This window comes from Pantoea sp. FN0302 (assembly GCF_050113775.1).
Lineage (GTDB): Bacteria > Pseudomonadota > Gammaproteobacteria > Enterobacterales > Enterobacteriaceae > Mixta > Mixta alhagi.
Genome location: NZ_JBNJSM010000003.1, coordinates 229,452 through 253,595, shown reverse-complemented (window position 1 = coordinate 253,595; position 24,144 = coordinate 229,452). Strand labels below are relative to the sequence as shown.

Here is a 24,144-nt window from a genome sequence, read left to right as displayed (position 1 = left end):
GACCCGCTGCCGCTTTTCTTTCTTAACCTGAGCGCTACAGTCAACTCATCCGACCACTTAATAATAATTTAACATTCAGGTGAGTAGCTTTATGTCGATCACGCCATCGCTTTTCGATCCGCTCGATCTTGGCTTTACCCAACTAAAAAACCGTGTGCTAATGGGATCGATGCATACCGGTCTGGAAGAGCGGTCTGACGGCGCAGCGCGGCTTGCCGCCTTTTATGCCGATCGCGCCGCGGGCGGCGTAGCGTTGATCGTTACCGGCGGCATAGCCCCTTCCCCGGAAGGGGTGGTGGTTGCTGGCGGTTCGGTACTGAACGCTGAAACGCAGCTGGCGCATCACCGCATCATTACCGACGCGGTGCATCAGCACGATGGGAAAATCGCCTTACAGATCCTGCATGCCGGTCGCTACAGCTATCAGCCTGCGCTGGTAGCACCTTCGCCGCTACAGGCGCCTGTTAATCCTTTTATGCCGCAGGCCCTGAGCCATGAGGCCATTTTGCAGTTGATTGAGGACTTTGCGCGCTGTGCGACGCTGGCCCAGCAGGCGGGCTATGACGGCGTGGAAATCATGGGTTCGGAAGGCTATCTGATCAATCAGTTCCTGACGCTACGCACTAATCAACGTAGCGACGAATGGGGAGGCGATTTTGCGCATCGTATGCGTTTTGCGGTACGCATTGTGCAGGCGGTACGCGCTGCGACCGGACCTGACTTCATTATTATTTATCGACTGTCGATGCTCGACCTGGTGCCGGAGGGCAATACGCTGGAAGAAACAATCGCGCTGGCGCAGGCTATCGAAGCGGCGGGAGCCACGCTGATCAATAGCGGTATCGGCTGGCATGAGGCGCGTATTCCTACCATCGCTACCTCGGTTCCACGCGCTGCTTTCGGCTGGGTCACGCGCCTTCTGCGACAGCATGTGACGCTGCCGCTGATCGCCACCAACCGCATCAACCAGCCGGAGGTAGCGCAGCAACTGCTGGATGAGGGCTGTGCGGATATGATCTCAATGGCACGGCCTTTCCTTGCGGATGCTGCTTTTGTCGCTAAGGCGCAGGCCAACCGCGCTGCCGAGATCAATACCTGCATCGGCTGCAATCAGGCCTGCCTCGATCAAATTTTTGCGGGCAAAGTGACTTCCTGTCTGGTTAACCCACGCGCCTGTCATGAAACACTGATGCCGGTGACGCCCGCCCGCCAGCAGAAAAAGCTGGCGGTAGTTGGCGCAGGCCCCGCTGGTCTGGCGTTTGCGGTAAATGCCGCCATGCGCGGCCATCAGGTCACACTGTTCGATGCCGCCAGCGCTATCGGTGGTCAGTTTAACGTGGCGCGCCAGATCCCTGGCAAAGAAGAATTTAATGAAACGCTGCGTTACTACCGTACCCAGCTACAGCGCTACAACGTGGAGACCCGCCTGAACTGCCGTGCCGACGCGGAAATGCTGCACGATTTTGACGAGGTGATCCTGGCCAGCGGCATCGTGCCGCGTACGCCAGCGATTGAAGGCATATCGCACAGCAAGGTGCTGAACTATCTGCAGGTGCTGCGCGATAAAAAACCGGTGGGTGCACGCGTTGCGATTATTGGCGCTGGCGGCATCGGCTTCGATACCGCCAGCTATCTCAGCCACAGCGATAATGCCAGCAGCCTGAATATTGATGCCTTCTGCCAGGAGTGGGGGATCGATAAAAGTCTGCAGCAGCGCGGCGGGTTAACCACGCCGCAGCCCGTCGGCAGCCCGCGTCAGATTTGGTTGCTGCAGCGCAAAGCGGGCAAGCCGGGCACCGGGCTGGGGAAAACCACCGGCTGGATCCACCGCAGCACTCTGCTGGCGCGCGGCGTAGAGATGTGGGGCAATGTGCAGTATCAGCGCATTGACGATGAGGGGCTGCATATCCTGCGCGACGGCCAACCGCTCACGCTGGCGGTGGATAACGTGATTATCTGCGCCGGTCAGGAGCCTGACCGGACGCTGGCGGTTCCCTTGCAGGCGGCAGGTAAGCCAGTGCATATTATCGGTGGCGCGGATGTGGCGCTGGAGCTGGATGCGCGCCGCGCTATCGCCCAGGGAACGGAACTGGCGCTGGCCATCTGATCCACGCTGGCAATCTCAACGCAGCTTTACCGAGCGCAGCACCACAAACTTGTTATTTGACGCCACGGTGGTGCAGTTGCCAAACAGCTTTTTCATTTTGCGATAATAATCCAGATGGCGGTTGCCAACGATACGCAGTTCGCCGCCATACTGCAGGCAGCGGCGCGCGTCCCGGAACATCTGCCAGGCGATATGATCGGTCACTGCGCTCTGCTGATGGAAAGGAGGATTACAGAGCACCGCATGCAGACGATCGGCCGGAAAACCGCTCAGCGCGTTATTGACCTGAAAATGGCTGCGCGCCATATCCTGCGGACGGTTAAGCTCAACGTTCATGCGGCTGGAAGCGATCGCCATCCAGGATTCATCAATGAAATGCACTTCCGCCTGTGGATTCATCTCCAGCGCCAGCAGGCCAATCACGCCGTTTCCGCAGCCAAGATCAGCAATCTCGCCGGTGATATTATCCGGCAGATGCTGCATAAAGAAACGCGCGCCAATATCCAGCCCGCTGCGGGAAAAGACGTTGGCATGATTATGAATCTGATACGCGGTGCCATCCAGCGGCCAGCTCAGCGTCTCCGCCTGCGGCTTGAGTTCCGGCGCGGCAAAAGTGCTGTAAACCAGGCGCGCTTTTTTCCACGCCAGCGAGGTTTTCGTTGGGCCAAGAATACGTTCAAACAGCTGCAGCGTAGAGGTATGGATATCTTTCGCGCGCGCACCGGCAATAATAACGGTTTCCGGCGTCACCACTTCACGCAGCTGACGCAGCTGATGCTCCAGCAGTGCCAGCGTGCGGGGGATTTTAATCAGCACGCAGGCGGGGGCAGCAGGCAGCGGTGCCATGCTGTCAAGCAGGGTCACCCGATCCTCATCCAGCAGGTTGTCACGCAGATTTTGACGCGTCGCCTGCTGGCTAATCCATGAATCATTAATGCTGTAGAGTGGGCGATCCAGCGCGCAGGCGAGTGCGCCAAAGCTGTCGTTAAATACCAGCAGTGGTCCCTGCTCCGGCAGCGTTTGCTGCAACAGATACTCATCGGCCGAATCCCACGCCTGGAGTGGGTTTTCTTCCTGCATACGCGGGAAGCGGTGTAAGGTCAGCGTGCGTTGGCTCAGTTCTAATTGGCTCATGGATTCCTCGGCGTGGTACTATTGCGCATCTTTTCGCCCCGAAAGCGGGGGGCGCAGTATACTGCCTTTTTATTCGAGCCGCGTCATGTCGTCGTTAATTTATCTGCAGGGCTATCCTGAAACGCTGCTGCGCCAGGTCCAGACCCTTATTGATCAGCAGCGCCTTGGCGAAGTGCTACAACAGCGCTATCCCGCCATGCACAATATCACCAGTGACAAAGCGCTGTATGACTATACGCAGGCGCTTAAAAACCGCTATTTACGCAACGCCGCGCCGCTGAATAAAGTGATCTATGACAGTAAAATCCGCGTCATAAAACATGCGCTTGGCCTGCATACCGCCGTCTCACAGGTGCAGGGCAGCAAGCTGAAAGCGCGGGCGGAAATTCGTGTTGCCACGCTGTTCCGCCAGGCACCGGAAGCCTTTCTGCGCATGATCGTGGTGCATGAGCTGGCGCATATCAAAGAGAAAGAGCACAACAAAGCGTTTTACCAGCTCTGCTGCCACATGGAGCCAGATTATCATCAACTGGAGTTCGATACCCGACTGTGGCTAACTCATCAGGCTCAGTTGGGCAACGCCGATTAAATAAACGCTTTCGCCTTTCTAATCAGGCTGGTTTTGGTCAATACGCCAAGATATTTACGATCCTGTGGATTATTTAATACCGGCAGACGCTCCAGCGTGACCTGTGCAAAAGCTTCCCATCCCTCGCGCACCGTTTGATTGCGGAACACACAGGGAAACTGTGCATCCATCACCAGAATCACCGGCGAATCGAGCGTAATTTCATGATCGAGAATTTTGCGCGAAATATCGTGAATCGAAACCACGCCAAGAAAATGCTCCAGGTCGTTAATTACATAGACATAGCGCTCTTTTTTCAGCGAGCTGACCGCCAGCGCGCGCCCTACCGATTCATGCGGCTGTAGCGCGGCGCCGGGTACAATCAGCTGCTCGATGATACTGTTATCAAAATCGAGCTTGGCATCAGCGCGATTAAAATGCTGCGTTACCACGGGATAGGTACTGGTCGCCTGCAGCTGCCAGGCGACCATTGCCGCCAGCACGGTAGCGATCATTACCGGAAACAGCAGGCTGCTGTTTAAAGTCATTTCCAGCACCATCAGCATCGCCATCAGGGGGGCCTGACTGACCGCAGCCAGCACTGCCCCCATGCCCACCACTGCAAACAGCAGCGTGTTGCTTACCGGCAGCCCGGCCTGTCGCGCCAGCGTAGCGATGATTACGCCCAATAGCGCCCCTACCAATAGCGAGGGCGTAAATAATCCGCCTACCGCATTTGAGCCCACCGACAACGCCGTTGCGCTCATCTTCAATGCCAGCAGCAGCAGCAGCGCGGGCAGCAGATAGTGTCCGGCCATAATCTTCACGATCACTTCATAGCCGTTGCCAAGGATATCGGTGGAAACCAGCGCCAGCGTGCCCACCAGCACTCCCCCTAATCCAAGACGCAGCGGCAGCGACCGAACATGAGAAAAAAGCTGCCTGCTGTGGCCGATCATTTTAATCAGCAGCCAGCCAAGCAGGCCGGATAACAGGCCAACGGCAACCGTCAACAGCAGCGTGGTCGGATCCAGCTGAAACGCGACCTCGGCAAAGGGATAAAGCGCATTGCGCAGCCCCAGCGACCACATGGTCATGACCGCCGTGGCGGCCGCGATAATCAGCGGGATCAGCCGCTGCAGCGCCGTGATGCCAAAAGCGATCTCCGCCACGAAAATTGCCGAGGCCAGCGGAGCATGATAAACCGAGGCCAGCCCGGCGGCGGCGGCCATCGCAACAATTTCACTGTTATTGATAGCGACCGATTTAAAGCAAAAACGCCCCATCAGGCTGCCGCACAGCGCCGAAAGCTGCACCATCGGCCCTTCTTTACCAATAGAGGCACCGCTGCCAATACTGGCAATTGATGAGAGCGCGCGAAACAATGAAGTTCTGGTCGGCACCGCATCCAGCCGGGCGTTGATGACATCCAGATAGTCGGTTTTACTGATTTGCTGCTGTTCGAGACTGACGGCATAGCGCAGAAAAAAACCGGCAATAACGCCGCCTGCCCCAACAATCAGCGGCCAGCAGTACCAGGGCCAGACGGTCATCGCCACGGTAATATCGCGATCGCTATGAAACAGCAATTGATTAATCCATTCAATCAGATGACGGAAGCCCAGCGTTACCAGCGATGCCGCGCAGCCTACCGGGATCGCGACCAGAATAGTGGTCCAGTTAAGAACATGTTTAACGCTCACATCGCATCCTTCTGTTACGGTTCCTGCATCCAGGAAAGAAGCCATGATATTGGAAGGCGGATCGCAGGATCAAATCAGCAGTAGCGCTTTGCCGTAGCGCAACCCAACGCGCATGCTACTCTGCCCTTCTGCACTCAAGCTCAGGAGTTAGAATTTTTATGATTCGCTTCGCTATTGTAGGCACTAACTGGATTACCCGGCAGTTTGTGAAGGCTGCCCATGAAACCGGCAACATGAAGCTGACCGCCATTTACTCGCGCACGCTGGAACAGGCATTGGCGTTCGCTAAAGATTGTCCGGCCGATCACCTCTTTATCTCACTGGAGCAGATGGCAGCCTGCGCTGAGATTGACGCGGTTTATATCGCCAGCCCTAATGCCCTGCATTGTGAGCAGGCGCTGCTGTTCATGCGTCATAACAAGCATGTGATTTGTGAAAAGCCGCTCGCCTCTACTCTTCAGGAAGCTGAACAGATGATCGCCTGCGCCGCTGAAAATCAGGTGGTGCTGTTTGAAGCGTTTAAAACTGCCTGCCTGCCGGGTTTTCAGGTGATCCAACAGGCCCTGCCGCAGCTTGGCAGGCTGCGTAAGGCGCTGTTCAACTATTGTCAGTACTCTTCCCGCTATCCGCGTTACCTGAACGGCGAGCATCCCAATACTTTCGATCCGCGCTGGTCTAACGGCTCCATTATGGATATTGGCTATTACTGCCTGGCCAGCGCGCTGGCGCTATGGGGCGAGCCGCAACGGGTACAGGCGCAGGCCGCACTACTGGCAAGCGGCGTTGATGCGCACGGTGCGGTGCTGATGCATTACGGCGATTTCGATGTCACGCTGCTGCATTCCAAAGTCAGCGACTCGCATATTCCCAGCGAAATTCAGGGCGAGGCGGGCTCGCTGGTGATAGAAAAACTCTCTGAAGTCCAACGCATTACCTTTATCCCTCGCGGCGGCGCAGCGCAGGATCTGACGCCAGCGCAGCACAGTAACACGATGCGTTATGAAGCTGAGCATTTCGCAGAGCTGGTCGCTAAGCGGCACGTCGAGCATGCAGGATTGTCGTTGGCGTGCAGCACAGCGCGCCTGTTGTCAGAGATCCGTCGGCAAACCGGTGTGGTTTTTCCGGCTGATAAAGCGATCAGATCCACTTAGTGTAAATATTTCAAAATATTACTTTAGATACGTTGCTTATTGACTGGTGCTCTTCTATCTTTCTTTGCAGCAAAGGGGAGTAACTTGTTAGCCGATCGATCGTCATTACGATGCGTTATGCATCCGGTCATCGGGCAACCCGGAATTATTTCTGCGTTGTAAGTGAGACCTTGCCGGAAGGCGGGGTTTTGCTTGCGATAAACAGCGCGGCTGACGTCTTCCGACGTTGGCCGTTTTTGTTTACTGACAGGATATTATTTATGCAAACCGTTGGCACACCGTTACTCTGGGGCAGCTTTGCCGTTGTCGTGCTAATCATGCTGGCGATCGATCTCTTTTTACAGGGACGGCGCGGCGCACAAGCCATGACGCTTAAACAAGCGGCAGTCTGGTCGCTGGTCTGGGTTTCTGTTTCCCTGCTCTTCTCCGCCGCTTTTTGGTGGTATCTCGATGGCTCTGCCGGCCGTGAAATGGCGAATACCCAAACCATGGCTTTTTTGACCGGTTATGTACTGGAAAAAGCGCTGGCCGTGGATAACGTTTTTGTCTGGCTGATGCTGTTCGGTTATTTCGCCGTACCGGCTGCCTATCAGCGTCGGGTGCTGATTTACGGCGTGCTGGGCGCCATTGTCCTGCGTACCATTATGATTTTCGCCGGTAGCTGGCTGGTCACTCAGTTTAGCTGGATCCTCTATCTGTTCGGTGCCTTTCTGCTGCTTACCGGCATCAAAATGGCGTTCAGCAAAGAGGAAGATGAAAATTCCGTGGGTGATAAACCGGTGGTGCGCTGGCTGCGCAGTCATTTACGTATGACGGATAATCTGGAAGGCGAGAAGTTTTTCGTTCGTCGCAACGGCCTGCTGTATGCCACGCCGCTGCTGCTGGTACTGATTATGGTAGAGCTGAGCGACGTGATTTTTGCCGTCGACAGTATCCCGGCCATTTTTGCCGTTACCACCGATCCCTTTATTGTGCTGACCTCTAACCTGTTTGCGATCCTTGGCCTGCGCGCCATGTATTTTCTGCTGGCGGGCGTGGCAGAACGCTTCTCTATGCTGAAGTATGGCCTGGCGATTGTGCTGGTATTTATCGGTATTAAGATGCTGATTGTTGATATCTGGCATATTCCGGTTTCAGTTTCACTGACTGTGGTTGGGTCCATCCTTGGCCTGACGCTGTTGATCAACGCCTGGGTTAATCACCGAAACGATCGCAATAAAATAAGCAAAGCAGAGTAACAAATTAATATGCTGCGGGGCGCTTAGCGCCCCGTTAATTATTCCGCTCAAACAACATCGAGCAATTGGAATCACTGTCACAATTCCAATAAACAGAAACAAAAAAAGTTGATCCCGCCCTGATAGCCATAATTTCTGCTTTTCCTGCCAACGCATTTCCTTATACTCCTCCAGGCAAACACTCATGCCGCTCGTGGTCTGATAAGGCGGCGACGGCCACAATAACTATTACTGGTTCTCACGATGGAAAAAAGTTCTTCCACGCTGATTGCGCGTCTGTTCGGCGGCAGTCTGGTAAAACAAATTATGGTAGGCCTGGTGGCCGGTATTGCGCTTGCCTGGTTCTCCAAAGATGCAGCGCTGGCGGTGGGCTTACTCGGCTCGCTTTTTGTTAACGCCCTGAAAGCCGTAGCGCCGTTGCTGGTGCTGGTGCTGGTCATCTCCTCAATTGCTAATCACCGACATGGGCAAAAAAGTAATATCCGCCCGATCATCCTGCTGTATCTGTTAAGCACTTTCTTTGCGGCAGTAGTCGCGGTGGTTTGCAGTCATTTCTATCCGCAGATGCTGACCCTGAGCGCGGTGCAAACGGAAATTACCCCGCCATCCGGCATCGCTGAGGTATTAAACGGCCTGCTAATGAGCATGGTTGCGAATCCATTTACTGCTTTAATGAACGCTAACTATATTGGCATCCTGGTTTGGGCAATTGGCTTGGGCATTGCATTTCGCCACAGCAGCGACAATACCCGGCAACTGCTTAGTGATGCCTCCCATGCAGTGACCTGGGTGGTACGCATGGTGATCCGCTGCGCGCCGCTGGGCATCTTTGGTCTGGTTGCCTCGATTCTGGCGTCAACTGGCTTCTCCGCGCTGTGGAATTATGCGCATCTGCTTACCCTGCTGATTGGCTGTATGCTGCTGATGGCGCTGGTGTTTAACCCGCTGCTGGTATGGTGGAAAATCCGCCGCAACCCCTATCCGCTGGTGTTTACCTGCCTGCGTGAAAGTGGCGTGACCGCTTTCTTCACCCGCAGCTCGGCAGCCAATATTCCGGTGAATATGGCGTTGGCGAAGAGGCTGAATCTGGATGAAGATACCTATTCGGTCTCCATCCCGCTGGGTGCAACCATTAGTATGGCGGGCGCTTCCATTACCATTACCGTGTTGACGCTGGCGGCGGTAAATACGCTGGGCATTCAGGTTGATGTGCTCACAGCCGTACTGCTCAGCCTGGTCGCTTCACTGTGTGCCTGTGGCGCATCCGGCGTGGCTGGCGGCTCGCTGCTGCTGATTCCGGTGGCCTGTAATATGTTTGGCATTCCTAATGACATCGCCATGCAGGTAGTGGCGGTTGGCTTTATTATCGGCGTATTACAGGATTCAGCGGAAACCGCACTGAACTCATCCACCGATATTCTGTTTACCGCTGCCGTTTGTCAGGCGGAAGAACAGCGCACTGCATCAAAGAGCCTTAGCTGACCGCTGAGGGTTTCTGAGCAAAAAAGCGCAATTACAGAGGCGGCCATCAGGCCGCCTCTTTTACAGCGTGACCCCGCTTTTAAAGATCGCCAGCTCGCGGAAATCGTTGCGTTCATTGTTGGTCTGCCTGCCGTTCGCCACCTCAACGATATAATCAACAAAGTGCTCCAGCAGCGTTTCCATTGGCGTGTCCAGCACCAGAGGACCGGCGTTGAAATCAATCCAGTGCGGCTTACGTTCTGCCAGCTCACTATTGGTGGCGATTTTTACCGTTGGCACAAAGCCGCCGTAAGGCGTACCGCGCCCGGTGGTAAACAGCACCATATGACAGCCCGCGCCCGCCAGCGCGCTGGTAGCAACCGCGTCATTGCCCGGCGCGCTAAGCAGATTAAGCCCGGGTTGACGCAGACGTTCGCCATATTTCAACACATCCACCACCTGGCTTTGACCGGCCTTTTGCGTACAGCCCAGCGATTTCTCTTCCAGCGTGGTAATGCCGCCCGCTTTATTGCCCGGCGACGGGTTTTCATAGATTGGCTGCTGATGCGCAATAAAATAACGTTTGAAGTCGTTGATCATCGCGACCGTTTTTTCAAACGTCGCCTCGTCGCGACAGCGGCTCATTAGAATACGTTCTGCGCCAAACATCTCCGGCACCTCGGTCAGCACCGTGGTTCCGCCGTTAGCGATCATGCGATCGGAAAAACGTCCCAGCAGCGGGTTGGCGGTAATGCCGGAGAAACCATCTGAGCCGCCGCATTCCAGTCCGAATTTTAGCTCGCTTAGCTTTCCCGGCTCGCGTCGATCGTGGCGCATGGTTTGATAAAGCTGATGCAGGCGTTCCAGCCCCGCCTCGACTTCATCTTCCTGCTGCTGGCAGATCATAAAGCTGACGCGATCGCTATCATAGCCGCCCAGCGTATCGCGAAACGCATCAACCTGATTGTTCTCGCAGCCCAGACCAATCACCAGCACCGCGCCGGCATTGGGATGGCGCACCATATTTTGCAGCATGGTGCGGGTATTCTCATGATCCTGACCGAGCTGTGAGCAGCCAAAAGGATGACTGAACAGATGAACGCCATCGATACCGGCAGCGTCGTCGCTTTCACGCAAAAAGCGCTGCAGGATCTGACGGGCGATGCCGTTGACGCAGCCAACGGTCGGCAGGATCCACAACTCATTACGAATCCCCACTTCACCGTTAGCGCGCCGGTAAACCTGCACGTCGCGATCGGCGGCCTGCGGCGGCAGCGTTATAAAATCGGGCTGATATTGATATTCGTCCAGATCGCTGAGGTTGGTTCGCGCATTTTGCGCATGGACATGCTCACCCGCCGCGATCGGCTGCGTGGCGTGCCCGATTGGCAATCCATACTTAATAATGTGTTCATCGACGGCGATCGACCGCAGCGCAAACTTATGTCCGCGGGCTACCGGCTGACGCAACGTGACGGTCACTTGCTCCAGCGTCAGCACGCTACCTTCGTCCAGATCGCTGAGCGCAACGGCGACATTATCGCGCGGCGCTATTTTAATCGCTTGTTGCATAGCCGGTATTCCTCATTGTGGTAATGCCGCCCGCATGCCGTGAGCGGTGATGTTTTGCAGGTGTTGGGTAACGGCCTCCACCAGGCCAGGCTGCTCACTGAGATCGCTTCCCCAGTGCTGCTCATCGCTCAGCACCGTTGCAACCAGCTGCGGCAGCGAGATAGTGCCCTGCGCCTGCTGCGACCAAAGCGTGGCAAAGCGATCCAGCCAGCGCGCATCATCCTGTAGTGGATAACGCTCGCCGTCGCGTTCGCCACGGTAATAAGCGAGCAGCGCCGCCAGCGCAAATGTGATGCGCGTTGGCCAGCGGTTGTTTTGCTGATAGCTGGTCAGCAGCTGCGGTAACAGACGCGTGCGGAATTTAGTCATGCTGTTTAAGGCAATCGACGAAAGCTGATGGTGAATAAAAGGATTGCGGAAACGGCCCTGCACCGCATCCGCAAAGCGGTGAAGATCCTCCGCAGGCAGATCCAGCGTTGGGATCACCTCTTCGCGCAGCATGGCATCGATAAAATGTGCAATGCCATTATCGCTCATCGCCTCGCCGACGGTACCCAACCCGGAAAGCCAGGCTACCGGCACCATCGCCGTATGCGCACCGTTAAGGATCGCCACTTTCTGCTCTTTCCACGGCTTGATATCTTCCACCAGCCGGACATTAAGCGGCAGCGCCGACAGCCGCAGTTCATCGGCTACCTGCTGTGGGCCCTGAATCACAAACTGGTAAAACACCTCACCCGCCACCAGCATCGGATCGCGGTAGCCAAGCTCCACAAACAGCGCTTCAGCCTCTGCCGCCGGATAGCCGGGAACGATGCGATCCACCAGCGTGTTGCAGAAAATATTGTGCTGCTTCACCCAGGCGCTGAAATCCGCTGGCAGTTGCCAGCACTCGGCATAGCGCAGCACCAGTTCGCGCAGCGCGTCGCCGTTATTATCGATCAGCTCGCAGGGCAGGATGATCCAGCCCTTATCCGCCGCGCCGGAGAAATGCCGCCAGCGCGCCCACAATAGCTGGGCAACCTTGCCAGGGAACGAGCGCGCCGGGCGATCTTCCAACCGATCGTCGGCGTTAAAAGCGATGCCCGCTTCGGTGGTATTGGAAAACATAAAGCGAATATGCGCGTCCTGCGCCAGCGCGATAAATTCATCAAACTGCCGATACGGCTGGATCTCGCGGTTTATCGAGCGGATCAGGCGCGGCTCGCTCACCACCTCCCCCTGCGCATTCAGCCCACGGATCAGGGCGGTATAAAGTCCGTCCTGATGGTTAAGCGTATAGTCGACCTGACGATCGATCGGCCTGACGACCGTTACGCCCGCAGCCAGATCGCTGTGGGCGTTAAGCAGATCGATCTGCCAGTCGATAAAGGCGCGCAGAAAGTTACCCTCGCCAAACTGGATGATGCGGGTTGGATATTGCGCTCCAGGAAAATTTTTGCGATTCAGTGTTTGCATGACATTTCCCCGGATTAAAGCTCAATGCCAAAATAGTCGCGGGCATTGTTGAAGCAGATGTTTTTCACCATGTTGCCCAACAGATCGATATCCGCCGGCGCTTCGCCGTTTTCTACCCAGCGCCCAATCATCTGGCAGAGCAGACGACGGAAATATTCATGACGCGTGTAAGAAAGGAAGCTACGGCTATCGGTTAACATGCCGACAAAGCGGCTCAGCAGACCCATCTGCGCCAGCTGCGTCATTTGACGCTGCATGCCATCCAGCTGATCGTTAAACCACCACGCGGAACCAAACTGCATCTTGCCTGGCTCGCCCTCACCCTGGAAATTGCCGGCCATCGTCGCCAGCACCTCGTTGTCGCGCGGGTTGAGGCAGTAAAGAATGGTTTTCGGTAAGGCGTTATTGCGGTTTTGCGCATCAAGCAGACGCGCCAGCGGCTCAGCCAGCGGACGATCATTGATGGAGTCGAAACCGACGTCCGGCCCCAGCAGCTGCAGCTGACGGCGGTTATTATTGCGCAGCGCACCGATATGATATTGCTGCACCCAGCCGCGACGGGCGTACTCTGCGCCCAGCCATACCAGCACTGCGGTTTTAAATTGCGCTATCTCCTGTTCCGAAGGCTGCGCTCCCTGCAGGCGACGCGCCAGAATCTCATCCAGCGTGGCATCGTCCGCTTCGGCAAACAGCACCACATCCAGCGCATGATCGGAAACCTTGCAGCCGTGCGCGGCAAAATGATCGAGGCGCTTGCTTAACGCACGGCGTAAATCCTCAAAGCGGCGGATATCGGTATCCGCGACGGCGCCAAGCTTATGCATATAGTCAGCAAAGCCTTCGGCTTCGATATTGAATGCTTTATCAGGACGCCAGCTCGGCAACACCTTAATGGTGAAGCTTTCGTCCTGCGCCAGGCGATGATGATGCTGTAAATCGTCTACCGGATCATCGGTGGTCCCCACCATTCGTACGTTCATTTGCTGCATGATGCCGCGTGCGCTAAAGTCATCCTGCGCCAACAATGCGTTGCACTCGTCCCAGATGCGATCGGCGGTTTTTTCTGACAACAGCACATTGGTAATGCCAAACGGACGGCGCAGCTCAAGGTGCGTCCAGTGGTAAAGAGGATTGCCGATGGTATGCGGAACGGTGCGTGCCCAGGCGTTAAATTTTTCACGATCGCTGGCATCGCCGGTGCAAAGCGCTTCCGGCACGCCGTTAGCGCGCATGGCGCGCCATTTATAGTGATCGCCCTTAAGCCAGATGTCGTACAGGTTGTTAAAGCGATAGTTATCAGCGATCTGCTGCGGCGGCAGGTGACAGTGGTAATCAAAGATCGGTTGATCGGCCGCGTAGTCATGATACAGACGGCGGGCAAACTCACTATCCAGCAAAAAATCTTCGGTCATAAAACGGGACATTCCGATCTCCTTTTACATGAACGTTATCGATGCGTTCACCTGATGACAAAAAGTTATCATACCAATTAAAGCGATAGCAGCGATTATTTTGCGATACAGCTCACATATCAGACAACGTCGCGCCCGTTGGTTGACGGCCAACTGCCTTGCAAGCCAGTAATCACCTGACATTTCTTGGGTTTGAGTATCCCACATTGCAAAAATGGGTTTTGTGATGGCATTCAACTTTTAAATCGGTATGACAAGTTATCGTCTGCCGGTCAGATTTTGATGAGCAGAAATTTCTCTCACAGGTAAGGAATGGAAAAGGGCAAAGGCAAGGTCTTGCTCACGGATGCTTTCTGTACGCAGTTGACCGCGGCAGACCCGCAATAAAAAACAACAGCGGCACAGCCGCAAACAGAACTGGAAGAGGTATGACATGCGTAAAATAAAAGGGCTACGCTGGTATATGATCGGTCTGGTGACCATCGGTACCGTGCTGGGTTACCTGACACGTAACGCCATTGCCGTAGCAGCGCCAACGCTTGAGGCACAGCTTCATATCACCACGCAGCAATACTCTTATATCGTAGCCGCCTACTCTGCCTGCTATACCGTTATGCAGCCGGTGGCCGGTTACATTCTCGATATCCTTGGCACCAAGGTCGGCTATGCCGTGTTTGCGATTATGTGGGCAATCTTCTGCGCCGCAACCGCACTGGCAAACAGCTGGGGCGGTCTGGCGATTGCGCGTGCCGCCGTGGGTGCCGCCGAAGCGGCCATGATCCCCGCCGGCCTGAAAGCCAGCAGCGAATGGTTTCCGGCAAAAGAGCGCTCTATTGCGGTGGGCTATTTCAATGTTGGCTCCTCGATTGGCGCAATGGTTGCGCCGCCGCTGGTGGTATGGGCTATCGTCGCCCATAGCTGGCAAATGGCGTTTATTATTACCGGCGTCCTCAGCCTGATCTGGGCGCTTTGCTGGCTGGTATTTTATAAACATCCCAGGCAGCAGAAAAAACTCAGTGATAGCGAGCGCGACTATATTCTTTCCGGTCAGGAATCGCACCATCAGCTCGACAACGGCAAAAAAATGAGCGCCGGCCAGATCCTGCGTAACCGCCAGTTCTGGGGCATTGCCCTGCCTCGCTTCCTGGCGGAACCCGCCTGGGGCACCTTCAATGCCTGGATCCCGCTGTTTATGTTCAAAACCTACGGCTTTAATCTGAAAGAGATCGCCATGTTTGCCTGGATGCCGATGCTGTTTGCCGATCTCGGCTGCATTGTTGGCGGCTACCTGCCTCCGCTATTTCAACGGCTGTTTGGCGTTAACCTGATTGTTTCACGCAAGCTGGTAGTAACAATGGGCGCGGTATTGATGATAGCGCCCGGCACCATTGGCCTGTTTACCAGTCCCTACGTGGCGATTGCCCTGCTGTGCGTCGGCGGCTTTGCACATCAGGCGCTTTCCGGCGCGCTGATTACGCTCTCTTCTGATGTGTTTGGTCGTAATGAGGTGGCTACAGCCAACGGGCTGACCGGCATGGCCGCCTGGACCGCCAGCACCATGTTTGCGCTGGTGGTTGGCGCGCTGGCCGATACGCTGGGCTTCAGCCCGCTGTTTGCTGCGCTGGCGGTATTCGATCTGCTGGGTGCGTTAGTGATTTGGACAGTGCTGAAAAACAAACCGGCCGCCGAACTGGCGCAGACGCCTGCCGCGCCTGCTGCCGAGCCGGTACGTAGTTAGTTGCTTCAGGGCGTGCATCGCCAGATGCGCGCCTCTCTGTTCCCCCCTTCTTTCTTGGTTGACCAACAACGCATTTCCCTCTTCTTACCCTCTGGAGTGATTGGCCTTCATGCCGCTAAGTGGTATAACAACTTACAGAACACACCAGCAGGAAATGGATTATGGAAATCAGCGAACCGCGTCGTCTTTATCAACAGCTGGCCTCAGAGCTAAAAAATCGCATTGAATCGGGGCAGTATCAGGTTGGCGATAAGCTACCAGCAGAACGTTTAATCGCTGAAGAGATGCAGGTCAGCCGCACCGTGGTGCGTGAGGCGATCATTATGCTGGAGGTGGAAGGCTACGTGGAAGTGCGCAAGGGTTCCGGCATTCATGTTATTTCCAGCCAGCAGAACCCGCGCATTATCACCAACAGCCAGCTGGAGTTTGCGAATTTCGGCCCTTTTGAACTGCTACAGGCGCGTCAGCTTATTGAAAGTAACGTGGCGGAATTCGCCGCGACGCGTGTGACCAGGCAGGACATTGTGCAGCTTATGGAGATCCAGCAGGAGGCGCGCAAAGAAGATCGCTTTCGCGATTCCGAATGGGATATGCGTTTTCATGTACAAATCGCCATGGCGACGCAAAATAGCGCGCTGGCGGCGATTGTGGAAAAAATGTGGCTGCACCGCACGCATAATCCTTACTGGCTAAAGCTGCATGAACATATAGATGAACGCGCTATTGGCAGCTGGTGCAACGACCACGATATGATTCTGAAAGCGTTAATGCGTAAAGATCCGGCCGCCGCCAAGCTGGCGATGTGGCAGCATCTGGAAAATACCCGCCAGATGTTATTTAACGCCACAACCGACGATTTTGAGTTCAACGTTGACCGTTATATGTTTGCCGAAAACCCGGTTATCCTGCCCGATACCTCCTCTTCCCGCTAAAAACAGACGCTTTGGCTAACAAAGCGTCTAAAGTCAGCTAATTTACTTTAGTGTCAGCCAGTGTAAAGCTCCTTTCAGCCAGTGATTTTCAACGGTAAAACTTTTAGTCAGTGGTAACTTTCCCTGTCTCGTCAGGGTGGATTTTGTTACAGTTATCCACCTTTTCTTACCCTTTCGCGGCGGGAAAGAAGAATGTATCGTTTTTTATCAGCCATCCAGGCAAAAAGGCGATTACCTGGCCTGCGGTAGCGGCGACTACAATTAACAAAAACGACCCATCCGCCCTCCCGGCCTCTTTATCGATGAGCCAGTGTTAACAATGAAGTTCAGGAACAATGAATGGATATTTTAAAAGCGCTGTTGCAAGCATTATGGCAACAAGATTTTGAGACCCTGGCCGATCCGACGCTGGTCTGGGCAATTTATGGCGTACTGTTTATGATTCTGTTTCTGGAGAATGGCCTGCTTCCCGCAGCCTTTCTTCCCGGCGACAGCCTGCTTATTCTGGTGGGCGTGCTGATAGCCAAAGGCACAATGAATTTTCCGCTTACCCTGTTTATCCTTACCACCGCAGCCAGCCTTGGCTGCTGGGTTAGCTATATTCAGGGGCGATGGCTGGGCAATACGCCTACGGTGCAAAACTGGCTATCCCATTTGCCTGCGCAATATCATCAGCGCGCCCATCAGCTGTTTCACCGCCACGGCCTCTCTGCGCTGTTAATTGGTCGCTTTATCGCTTTCGTTCGTACGCTGCTGCCCACCATCGCCGGCCTTTCCGGTCTGAGCAACGCGCGCTTTCAGTTCTTTAACTGGATGAGCGGCTTTTTGTGGGTGTTGATCCTGACGGTGATGGGCTTTGCGCTGGGTAAAACGCCGATCTTCCGCCGCTATGAAGATGAACTGATGTTCTGCCTGATGCTGTTGCCGCTGGTGCTGCTGGTGTTTGGGCTGGTAGGCTCGCTGGTGGTACTGTGGCGTAAACGGAACAGTAACGGCAAGCAAAAAGGTCAACCATAATGCAATGGTTACAGCCTCTTTTACGCCAGCCGCTGCGCTGGCTGCTGGTTGGATTACTGGCGATCATTACCTTTGCGCTGGTACCGGCCCTGTTTCGCCATGAGAACGCCCTGCAAATTCGCGCTGCCGAACAGGGCGTGACCTTGCCGGATGGATTTTATGTCTGGCAGCGGCTTAACGCCCAGGGGATTCAGGTAAAAAGCATTACGCCCGCCCAGGATTCGCTGGTTTTGCGCTTTGAGTCGCAGGAACAGAGCCTGGCGGCACAGCGTGCCCTGCTTAAAATTCTGCCGCATGGGTTTGATATCGCTCAGATGGAAAACAGCGGTGGCTGGCTGAATAAGATCTCGCTGCGCCCGCAATCTGTAGGTTAACCCCGTTCCACAGCGTCATTCCTGTTCCCAAAACAGGCTTTCTTCCTCAACACTTTTGAGCTTTCCGGAAAGAGTGTCTATTCTTACAAAAGGTTATGAGGCGGCATGGCTGCCAGCCTTATAGCTGCTGCATCTTTACCGTTCACAGGAAACGGCTGAATTTAACAATGGAAGGTCATGATCGGATGAAATTTCGTACCTCGCTTTTTCTGGCTCTTTTTTCCCTTTCCGGCTTTACCCACGCCGCTGGCGTACTCTGTTTGCAGAAAGAGAAAAACATTGAGCATGAGATCGCAGTTGCTAAACAACATGATAATCAACGCCGGGTGAACGGTCTTGAGCGCGCTCTGACGGAAGTCCGCGCCAGCTGCACTGATGAAAAGCTCAAAGCGGCTCATCAGGAAAACATCAACGCGAAAAAGCGGGAAGTGGCAGAGCGAGAGCAAGATTTAAAAGATGCCGAAGAAGATGGCGATAAGGAAAAAATCGCTAAACGCCAACGAAAATTACAGGAAGAACGCGAAGAGCTTAAAGCGCTTCAGTCTGCTCCCTGGTAACCCATTTACAGCGTACATTGCCTGAGAATAAAGGAGTGTTTCATGTCAAAAGATACTACGTCAGAACACCTGCGCGCCGAGCTAAAGAATCTGGCGGATACGCTGGAAGAAGTGCTTAGCCATTCCACCGATAAATCAAAATCAGAAATGGATAAACTGCGTAGCAAAGCGCGTGCCGCGCTGGATGAGTCGCGCCTGCGTCTCGGTGAAACCGGCGACCGCCTGTCGCAGACGACCCGTGAAGCGGTGAGCCACGCTGATGATTACGTGCGTGAAAATCCCTGGCACGGCGTAGGGATTGGCGCAGCCATCGGGCTGGCCATCGGCATGCTGATTTCGCGTCGTTAATTATGGCCGATTCTCAGCAGAGCCACGGCCCGGGCAAAGGGGTCATAAACATCGGACAGCGTCTCGTCACTACGCTGGTTAGCATGGTAGAAACCCGTGTACGCCTTGCTGTGGTCGAGCTGGAAGAGGAAAAGGCTAATCTGATACAGATGCTGTTGATGATTGGCCTGACTATGCTGTTTACCGCGTTTGGTCTGATGAGCCTGATGGTGTTGATTATCTGGGCGGTTGACGCACAGTATCGCCTGATGGTCATTGGTATTACAACTTGCGTTCTGTTTGTGCTGGCGCTGTTTTTTGGCCTCTGGACGCTACGTAAGTCACGTAAATCCACGCTGCTTCACCATACACGGAAAGAGCTCTCTTCTGACCGTCAAATGTTGGAGGACCGCCACCCATGACGCGTGCTGACCGTGAACGACGTAAAGCGGATCTGCTAATAACTATTCACCAGCAGCGCCTCGATCTTAGTCTGGCGCGCCGTGAATGGCTGTTGGAAACCGCCCGTTACGATCGCGGTTGGATGACGCTGCTTAGTCTGCGTAGCTATCTGGCTATCGGTAGCAGTGCATTAGCGATCTGGTCGGTACGTAACCCCAACTTTTTGATGCGTTGGGCGAAGCGTGGTCTGGGCTTATGGAGCACCTTGCGACTGATAAAATCCAATCTGCCGCGTAAGAAATAGCGCTTCCTTTGATTGCCTGCCGACCCGCAGGCAATCAATATCAATTTTATTGAACCTCTTTGACAGTTTATCTTGCTTACAAATCTTTCCCCGCCCACTTATTATCCTCCTCAGTTACCGAGAGCAGCGCGTAATCGCCTGCAATCACACTAAATACTTGCTCAGGCGCTTTTGGCCTGAGAAAAAACAACGCTGGGGAACATCATGAAAAAATTCGAAGATATTGGCCTGCTGGTAGCACGGATTCTACTGCCGATCCTGTTTATCGTGTCTGGCTGGGGTAAAGTCACTGGCTATGATGGTACCGCGCAGTATATGCAGGCGATGGGCGTACCGGCGTTTATTCTGCCGTTGGTTATCCTGCTTGAGCTGGGCGGTGGGCTGGCAATTCTGATCGGTTTTCTCACGCGCTTTACCGCACTGTTTACCGCAGTTTTTACGGTGTTGACCGCTTTCCTGTTCCACAGCAATTTCGCTGAGGGCGTTAATGCAATTATGTTCATGAAAAACCTGTCGATCGCGGGTGGCTTCCTGCTGCTGGGGCTCAGCGGTCCGGGCGCTTACAGCATCGACCGCCTGCCTGGTAAAAAGTGGTAAGCGCTGGCTATACTTAACTCTCAACGGGCGAGAATGGTGCATTCTCGCCCCTTTGATTTTGGAGGCTTTATGGGACAACTGGTTGATGGCGTCTGGCAGGATACCTGGTACGACACTAAATCAAACGGCGGCCGCTTTAAGCGCTCCGAGTCCGCGTTTCGTAACTGGGTTACCGCTGATGGTAGCGCGGGACCAACGGGAAAAGCGGGATTTACTGCCGAGCGCGATCGCTATCATCTCTATGTATCCCTTGCCTGCCCGTGGGCGCATCGCACGCTGTTGATGCGTCAGTTAAAAGGGCTGGAGCAGATGATTTCCGTTTCGGTGGTACATCCGCTGATGCTGGAAAATGGCTGGACGTTCGCTACCGATTTCCCGGCGGCCACCGGCGATACGCTTTATCAGCATGACTTTCTTTATCAGCTTTATCAGCATGCCGATGCAGACTATAGCGGTCGGGTAACGGTGCCCGTGCTGTGGGATAAACAGCAGCAGACCATTGTCAGCAATGAATCTGCCGATATTATCCGTATGTTTAACACCGCTTTTGACGCTGTCGGCGCACGCGCCGGGGATTACTATCCCGTTGAACTGCGTGCGGAGATCGATGAGCTGAACGGCTGGATCTACGATACGGTGAATAATGGCGTCTATAAATCGGGTTTTGCCACTTCACAGGCAGCGTATGACGAAGCTGTAGAGGCGCTGTTTCGCTCGTTAAATCGTCTGGAGCAGATCCTGGGTCAGCATCGCTGGCTGACCGGAAATCAGCTTACCGAAGCGGATCTTCGGTTGTGGACCACGCTGGTGCGCTTCGATCCGGTGTACGTTACCCATTTTAAATGCGACAGGCATCGTATCGGCGACTATCTCAATCTGAACGGCTTTTTACGCGATATCTGGCAGATGCCGGGCATTGCCGGGACGGTTAACCTGCAACATATCCGCCATCACTACTATTGCAGTCATAAAACCATTAACCCCAGCGGCGTGATCTCCACAGGGCCCGCTTTTGACTGGGATGAGCCGCACGGGCGCGACGAACGCTTTTCCTGACTGGCAACTGGGGTAAGGTTAATGACCGCTCGCCTGCCAGATGGCGATTTTCGGGGTAACTATTTCGCGAGGCGCTCTGGTTACCCTTTTTTGGCCAGCAGGCGCGGGATTTCACGCAGGCACCAGGCTTTAGCCTCGCCCATGCTGTCGCGCCGCCAGGCCATGATAATATCAATTTCACTGGTGGTTTCAGGGCTAACCACGCGCAGACGGCCTTCGGCGATATCCTGCTCCACCAGCGGATAAGGCATGCTTGCCACACCTAAGCCCGCCAGCAAGGCGCGGCGCTTATCATCCATGCTGCTGAGCGTCAGGCGCTGCTGCTTATCCAGCAGCTGTACCGTCAGCACCGGCCTTTCACGGGCGGTATCCGCTACCGCTATCCCGCGATATTTCACGCGTGTTGTTTCAGAAAGCGGCTCCGGTTCCTGATGAATCGGATGATCCGGGCTGGCGACAATCACGCTCATAATGCTATAGAGTTTGCGGGTGTTGATCTCGGCGGAGGCACGAAAGTGCAGATCCGGCGCCACAACAATATCGGCCCGTCCCTGCTCCAGCCGTTCCCAGGCACCTGCCAGCACCTCGGTAATTAACGACATTTGCGTATTCGCTTTTTCCGATAGCTTTTCCACCAGCGGAAATAACGTTTCAGTAGGCACCAGCGCCTCGGTAACGATGGTGAGATGAGTTTCCCAGCCACGCGCCAGCGCTTCCGCATCGGTGGTGAGTTTATCGGCTGCTTCCAGCAACACCCGCCCGCGCTCCAGTAGCATACGCCCTACGTTAGTGAATTTAGTGCGGTGGCCAGAGCGATCGAACAACACCACATCTAACTCTTCTTCCAGTTTTTGCATGGTGTAGCTGAGGGCGGAAGGTACGCGGCCCAGTTCGTCAGCCGCTGCAGCAAAGCTGCCGCGCCGATCGATAGCGTCCATCACGCGTAGTGCTTCCAAAGTCAGGGCCCGATCTTTTGCCATAACACGTCTCTGTCAGTAATTTTGAATATGCCTGGCAGATTAACTGGCTAACAATCCGCCGTCCAGATATTTACCATAGAAACCTGACAGATGACCTGGCGATATAAACCAGCGCTGGAGAGGTAATCTACAATGATGAAACCACGTACTGCGAAACAGTGCGGTCAGGCCGATTACGGCTGGCTGCAGGCGCGTTATACATTTTCCTTTGGCCACTATTTTGATCCAAAACTTCTGGGTTATGCCTCGTTGCGGGTACTGAATCAGGAAGTCCTCGCGCCCGGCGCCGCCTTCCAGCCGCGCACTTATCCACGCGTGGATATCCTTAACCTGATCCTGCAGGGCGAAGCGGAATATCGCGATAGTGAAGGCAATTATTGCCGCGCCAGCGCAGGCGATGCTCTGCTGCTGGCGACGCAGCCTGGCGTCACCTGGAGCGAGCAAAACGTGAACCGCGATGCGCCGCTGACCCGGATTCAGCTCTGGCTGGACGCTTGTCCGCAACGTGAAAATCCCGTGGTGCAGCAGCTGCCGCTGGCGTTAAATCAACCCCACCAGCTACTCGCCTCGCCCGATGGCGAGAACAGCAGCCTGCAGGTGCGCCAGCAGGTCTGGATCCATCAGATCACGCTGGAACCTGGTCAGGAATGGCATCAGCCGCTGCAAGGCTCGCGCGCCTGGCTACAGTCGATTCATGGTGAATTTCAGGCGATGTCGGCAAATGGCGAACAGGAAGCGTTGGGCTGCGGCGATGGCGCTTTTATCTGCGATGAAACCAGCATTCGCCTGAAGGCGCAAACGCCACTGCGCGCGCTGATAGTGGATTTGATGAGTTAAGCAGAAAGTTGGGGCGACGCTAACACCGCCCCGGCAAGATTATTTCAGAATGGTAAAAGCGGTAGTGACATGCTTCACGCCACTTACCCGGCTGGCGATATCCGCCGCCGCGCTGGCTTCTCTCTGGGTTACCAGACCCAGCAGGAACACTTCGCCATTTTCAGTGGTGACCTTCACATTGGAAGATTTCACCTGATCGCTGCCCAGCAGCTGTGAACGTACTTTGGTGGTGATCCAGGTATCGGAAGAGGCGGTACCCAGCGTCACTTTCGGCCCCTGACGAATTTCGTTATACACTTCCGCTGCGCCATCAACCCCCATGGTGATCTGCTTCGCGCGATCGGCTAATTCCGCGCTCGGCGCCTGACCGGTCAGCAGCACTTTGCCCTGATAAGCGGTGGCCACGATATGCGCCTCTTTCTTGATTTGCTGATCTTTCGCCAGCGCGTTGCTGACGCGCAGCTCCAGCGTACTGTCATCTACCTGGGTTCCTACGGTACGCGGATCGGTTGCGCTTTTGGTCGCTACCGCCGCGCTGCCCACCACAACGGCGGCACAGCCCTGTAATAACAGGGCAGCAAAGATCACTGCCAGTGCAGATAATGCCTTCATTACATCTCCTTGTTTATTCCTGATGAGGAAACAGAGTGTTATCGATCAAATCACACAGGCAGTTCACGGTAAGCATATGCATTTCATGAATCCTGGCGCTTCTGTGTGATGGAATGCGGATCTCCACATCCTGCGGGCCCAGCAGTCCAGCCAGCTCGCCGCCATCATAGCCGGTCAGGGCAATGATGGTCATATCGCGTGTGACCGCCGCTTCTACCGCCTTAACGATATCGCGACTGTTGCCACGCGTAGAGATCGCCAGCAGCACGTCCCCCGTCTGGCCTAACGCCCGGACCTGTTTAGCATAAACCTCGACGTGCAGACGATCGTCGCCAATCGCCGTCAGCAGGATATTGTCCGCGCTTAGTGCCAGCGCCGGCAGGCTGGGACGCTCTGCTTCATAACGGTTAATCATGCTGGCGGCAAAATGCTGGGCATTTGCCGCCGAAGTGCCGTTGCCGCAGCAGAGGATCTTGTTGCCGTTCAACAGCGATTGCACTATGGTCATTGCCGCACGGGAAATGGCATCGGGTAACGCCTCCGCAGCGGCTATCTGGGTCTGTATACTTTCCGTAAAACAGGCTTTTATTCTTTCCAGCACACTACC

At 54.9% G+C, this 24,144-nt stretch carries 24 protein-coding genes; 16 read left to right on the top strand and 8 right to left on the bottom strand.

The window, feature by feature from the left end:
* Positions 1-91: 91 nt before the first annotated feature.
* Positions 92-2,107, top strand: a complete 2,016-nt coding sequence (locus ACQE32_RS14090; RefSeq protein ID WP_427021957.1) for an FAD-dependent oxidoreductase — start codon at positions 92-94, stop codon at positions 2,105-2,107.
* A gap of 15 nt (positions 2,108-2,122) precedes the next feature.
* Here the strand turns inward: ACQE32_RS14090 and rlmG are convergent, their stop codons facing one another.
* On the bottom strand, positions 2,123-3,241 hold the full coding sequence (gene rlmG / locus ACQE32_RS14085) for a 23S rRNA (guanine(1835)-N(2))-methyltransferase RlmG (protein WP_427021956.1): 1,119 nt from the start codon (positions 3,239-3,241) through the stop codon (positions 2,123-2,125).
* 85 nt (positions 3,242-3,326) lie between these two features.
* On the opposite strand from rlmG, the gene ACQE32_RS14080 reads away from it, so the two are divergent.
* Positions 3,327-3,830: a M48 family metallopeptidase gene (locus ACQE32_RS14080; protein ID WP_427021955.1), complete on the top strand. Its 504-nt coding sequence runs from the start codon at positions 3,327-3,329 to the stop codon at positions 3,828-3,830.
* On the opposite strand, the gene ACQE32_RS14075 is transcribed toward ACQE32_RS14080, so the two are convergent.
* Positions 3,827-5,512 (bottom strand): chloride channel protein, encoded by a 1,686-nt coding sequence (locus tag ACQE32_RS14075; protein WP_426981862.1) that lies wholly within the window; start codon positions 5,510-5,512, stop codon positions 3,827-3,829. The genes ACQE32_RS14080 and ACQE32_RS14075 overlap by 4 nt on opposite strands.
* A 158-nt stretch (positions 5,513-5,670) precedes the next feature.
* On the opposite strand from ACQE32_RS14075, the gene ACQE32_RS14070 reads away from it, so the two are divergent.
* The 3 genes from ACQE32_RS14070 to sstT all read left to right on the top strand — a co-directional run bounded on the left by ACQE32_RS14070 (position 5,671) and on the right by sstT (position 9,383).
* Positions 5,671-6,663, top strand: a complete 993-nt coding sequence (locus ACQE32_RS14070; RefSeq protein WP_426973329.1) for a Gfo/Idh/MocA family protein — start codon at positions 5,671-5,673, stop codon at positions 6,661-6,663.
* 260 nt (positions 6,664-6,923) lie between these two features.
* Entirely contained in the window at positions 6,924-7,901 is a 978-nt protein-coding gene (locus tag ACQE32_RS14065; protein WP_426973328.1) for a TerC family protein, read from the top strand.
* A gap of 243 nt (positions 7,902-8,144) precedes the next feature.
* Positions 8,145-9,383 carry a serine/threonine transporter SstT gene (gene sstT / locus ACQE32_RS14060; RefSeq protein ID WP_427021954.1) on the top strand — a complete coding sequence of 413 codons (1,239 nt, stop codon included), beginning with the start codon at positions 8,145-8,147 and terminating at the stop codon, positions 9,381-9,383.
* Positions 9,384-9,443: 60 nt separating this feature from the next.
* Here sstT and ACQE32_RS14055 read toward each other — a convergent pair whose 3' ends face one another.
* From ACQE32_RS14055 to uxaC, 3 genes are read right to left on the bottom strand one after another with little or no spacing between them, the layout of a single operon-like run.
* Positions 9,444-10,934 (bottom strand): UxaA family hydrolase, encoded by a 1,491-nt coding sequence (locus tag ACQE32_RS14055; RefSeq protein ID WP_427021953.1) that lies wholly within the window; start codon positions 10,932-10,934, stop codon positions 9,444-9,446.
* Positions 10,935-10,946: 12 nt separating this feature from the next.
* Positions 10,947-12,392 (bottom strand): tagaturonate reductase, encoded by a 1,446-nt coding sequence (locus tag ACQE32_RS14050; RefSeq protein WP_426973322.1) that lies wholly within the window; start codon positions 12,390-12,392, stop codon positions 10,947-10,949.
* A gap of 14 nt (positions 12,393-12,406) precedes the next feature.
* Complete coding sequence (gene uxaC / locus ACQE32_RS14045; RefSeq protein ID WP_426973320.1) at positions 12,407-13,816, bottom strand: glucuronate isomerase; 1,410 nt, start codon at positions 13,814-13,816, stop codon at positions 12,407-12,409.
* Between the two features lie 421 nt (positions 13,817-14,237).
* On the opposite strand from uxaC, the gene ACQE32_RS14040 reads away from it, so the two are divergent.
* The 10 genes from ACQE32_RS14040 (at position 14,238) to ACQE32_RS13995 (ending at position 21,108) form a co-directional block, all read left to right on the top strand.
* Positions 14,238-15,542, top strand: a complete 1,305-nt coding sequence (locus ACQE32_RS14040; RefSeq protein WP_426973319.1) for an MFS transporter — start codon at positions 14,238-14,240, stop codon at positions 15,540-15,542.
* Between the two features lie 161 nt (positions 15,543-15,703).
* A complete protein-coding gene (exuR, locus tag ACQE32_RS14035) occupies positions 15,704-16,474 on the top strand; it encodes a transcriptional regulator ExuR (protein ID WP_426973317.1) in 771 nt (256 codons plus the stop codon).
* 339 nt (positions 16,475-16,813) lie between these two features.
* Positions 16,814-17,491, top strand: a complete 678-nt coding sequence (locus ACQE32_RS14030) for a DedA family protein (RefSeq protein WP_426973316.1) — start codon at positions 16,814-16,816, stop codon at positions 17,489-17,491.
* Positions 17,491-17,865 carry an EnvZ/OmpR regulon moderator MzrA gene (gene mzrA / locus ACQE32_RS14025; protein WP_085069955.1) on the top strand — a complete coding sequence of 125 codons (375 nt, stop codon included), beginning with the start codon at positions 17,491-17,493 and terminating at the stop codon, positions 17,863-17,865. Before ACQE32_RS14030 ends, mzrA begins: the two co-directional genes overlap by 1 nt.
* Before the next feature lie 185 nt (positions 17,866-18,050).
* The gene (locus ACQE32_RS14020) at positions 18,051-18,422 is read left to right on the top strand and encodes a DUF1090 domain-containing protein (protein WP_157130164.1); all 372 of its coding nucleotides are present in this window, start codon (positions 18,051-18,053) and stop codon (positions 18,420-18,422) included.
* Between the two features lie 42 nt (positions 18,423-18,464).
* Positions 18,465-18,770 carry a DUF883 family protein gene (locus ACQE32_RS14015; RefSeq protein WP_085069951.1) on the top strand — a complete coding sequence of 102 codons (306 nt, stop codon included), beginning with the start codon at positions 18,465-18,467 and terminating at the stop codon, positions 18,768-18,770.
* Between the two features lie 2 nt (positions 18,771-18,772).
* The gene (locus ACQE32_RS14010) at positions 18,773-19,171 is read left to right on the top strand and encodes a phage holin family protein (RefSeq protein ID WP_250650930.1); all 399 of its coding nucleotides are present in this window, start codon (positions 18,773-18,775) and stop codon (positions 19,169-19,171) included.
* Positions 19,168-19,455: a YqjK-like family protein gene (locus ACQE32_RS14005; protein ID WP_426973313.1), complete on the top strand. Its 288-nt coding sequence runs from the start codon at positions 19,168-19,170 to the stop codon at positions 19,453-19,455. Before ACQE32_RS14010 ends, ACQE32_RS14005 begins: the two co-directional genes overlap by 4 nt.
* Before the next feature lie 204 nt (positions 19,456-19,659).
* Entirely contained in the window at positions 19,660-20,052 is a 393-nt protein-coding gene (locus ACQE32_RS14000) for a DoxX family protein (RefSeq protein ID WP_426973312.1), read from the top strand.
* A 69-nt stretch (positions 20,053-20,121) separates the two neighbouring features.
* The gene (locus ACQE32_RS13995) at positions 20,122-21,108 is read left to right on the top strand and encodes a glutathione S-transferase family protein (protein WP_426973310.1); all 987 of its coding nucleotides are present in this window, start codon (positions 20,122-20,124) and stop codon (positions 21,106-21,108) included.
* An 80-nt stretch (positions 21,109-21,188) separates the two neighbouring features.
* Here ACQE32_RS13995 and ACQE32_RS13990 read toward each other — a convergent pair whose 3' ends face one another.
* Positions 21,189-22,088 (bottom strand): LysR family transcriptional regulator, encoded by a 900-nt coding sequence (locus ACQE32_RS13990; RefSeq protein ID WP_085069943.1) that lies wholly within the window; start codon positions 22,086-22,088, stop codon positions 21,189-21,191.
* 132 nt (positions 22,089-22,220) lie between these two features.
* Here ACQE32_RS13990 and ACQE32_RS13985 point away from each other — a divergent pair, with 132 nt between their 5' ends.
* Entirely contained in the window at positions 22,221-22,925 is a 705-nt protein-coding gene (locus ACQE32_RS13985) for a pirin family protein (protein ID WP_426973308.1), read from the top strand.
* A 39-nt stretch (positions 22,926-22,964) separates the two neighbouring features.
* On the opposite strand, the gene dolP is transcribed toward ACQE32_RS13985, so the two are convergent.
* On the bottom strand, positions 22,965-23,537 hold the full coding sequence (gene dolP / locus ACQE32_RS13980) for a division/outer membrane stress-associated lipid-binding lipoprotein (RefSeq protein ID WP_426973306.1): 573 nt from the start codon (positions 23,535-23,537) through the stop codon (positions 22,965-22,967).
* Positions 23,538-23,550: 13 nt separating this feature from the next.
* Positions 23,551-24,138, bottom strand: coding sequence for a DnaA initiator-associating protein DiaA (diaA, locus tag ACQE32_RS13975; RefSeq protein ID WP_426973305.1), 588 nt, complete (start codon positions 24,136-24,138; stop codon positions 23,551-23,553).
* Positions 24,139-24,144: the final 6 nt, after the last annotated feature.

Bases quoted from the DNA above. Each gene is read 5' to 3' on its own strand.
- ACQE32_RS14030 (WP_426973316.1), top strand. From the start codon at position 16,814: ATGGATATTTTAAAAGCGCTGTTGCAAGCATTATGGCAACAAGATTTT.
- ACQE32_RS14000 (WP_426973312.1), top strand. From the start codon at position 19,660: ATGAAAAAATTCGAAGATATTGGCCTGCTGGTAGCACGGATTCTACTG.
- uxaC (WP_426973320.1), bottom strand. From the start codon at position 13,816: ATGTCCCGTTTTATGACCGAAGATTTTTTGCTGGATAGTGAGTTTGCC.
- ACQE32_RS14010 (WP_250650930.1), top strand. From the start codon at position 18,773: ATGGCCGATTCTCAGCAGAGCCACGGCCCGGGCAAAGGGGTCATAAAC.
- ACQE32_RS14015 (WP_085069951.1), top strand. From the start codon at position 18,465: ATGTCAAAAGATACTACGTCAGAACACCTGCGCGCCGAGCTAAAGAAT.
- ACQE32_RS14040 (WP_426973319.1), top strand. From the start codon at position 14,238: ATGCGTAAAATAAAAGGGCTACGCTGGTATATGATCGGTCTGGTGACC.
- ACQE32_RS13995 (WP_426973310.1), top strand. From the start codon at position 20,122: ATGGGACAACTGGTTGATGGCGTCTGGCAGGATACCTGGTACGACACT.
- mzrA (WP_085069955.1), top strand. From the start codon at position 17,491: ATGCAATGGTTACAGCCTCTTTTACGCCAGCCGCTGCGCTGGCTGCTG.
- rlmG (WP_427021956.1), bottom strand. From the start codon at position 3,241: ATGAGCCAATTAGAACTGAGCCAACGCACGCTGACCTTACACCGCTTC.
- ACQE32_RS14055 (WP_427021953.1), bottom strand. From the start codon at position 10,934: ATGCAACAAGCGATTAAAATAGCGCCGCGCGATAATGTCGCCGTTGCG.
- ACQE32_RS14020 (WP_157130164.1), top strand. From the start codon at position 18,051: ATGAAATTTCGTACCTCGCTTTTTCTGGCTCTTTTTTCCCTTTCCGGC.
- ACQE32_RS14090 (WP_427021957.1), top strand. From the start codon at position 92: ATGTCGATCACGCCATCGCTTTTCGATCCGCTCGATCTTGGCTTTACC.
- ACQE32_RS14065 (WP_426973328.1), top strand. From the start codon at position 6,924: ATGCAAACCGTTGGCACACCGTTACTCTGGGGCAGCTTTGCCGTTGTC.
- ACQE32_RS13985 (WP_426973308.1), top strand. From the start codon at position 22,221: ATGATGAAACCACGTACTGCGAAACAGTGCGGTCAGGCCGATTACGGC.
- ACQE32_RS14050 (WP_426973322.1), bottom strand. From the start codon at position 12,392: ATGCAAACACTGAATCGCAAAAATTTTCCTGGAGCGCAATATCCAACC.
- dolP (WP_426973306.1), bottom strand. From the start codon at position 23,537: ATGAAGGCATTATCTGCACTGGCAGTGATCTTTGCTGCCCTGTTATTA.
- ACQE32_RS13990 (WP_085069943.1), bottom strand. From the start codon at position 22,088: ATGGCAAAAGATCGGGCCCTGACTTTGGAAGCACTACGCGTGATGGAC.
- exuR (WP_426973317.1), top strand. From the start codon at position 15,704: ATGGAAATCAGCGAACCGCGTCGTCTTTATCAACAGCTGGCCTCAGAG.
- ACQE32_RS14080 (WP_427021955.1), top strand. From the start codon at position 3,327: ATGTCGTCGTTAATTTATCTGCAGGGCTATCCTGAAACGCTGCTGCGC.
- ACQE32_RS14070 (WP_426973329.1), top strand. From the start codon at position 5,671: ATGATTCGCTTCGCTATTGTAGGCACTAACTGGATTACCCGGCAGTTT.
- sstT (WP_427021954.1), top strand. From the start codon at position 8,145: ATGGAAAAAAGTTCTTCCACGCTGATTGCGCGTCTGTTCGGCGGCAGT.
- ACQE32_RS14005 (WP_426973313.1), top strand. From the start codon at position 19,168: ATGACGCGTGCTGACCGTGAACGACGTAAAGCGGATCTGCTAATAACT.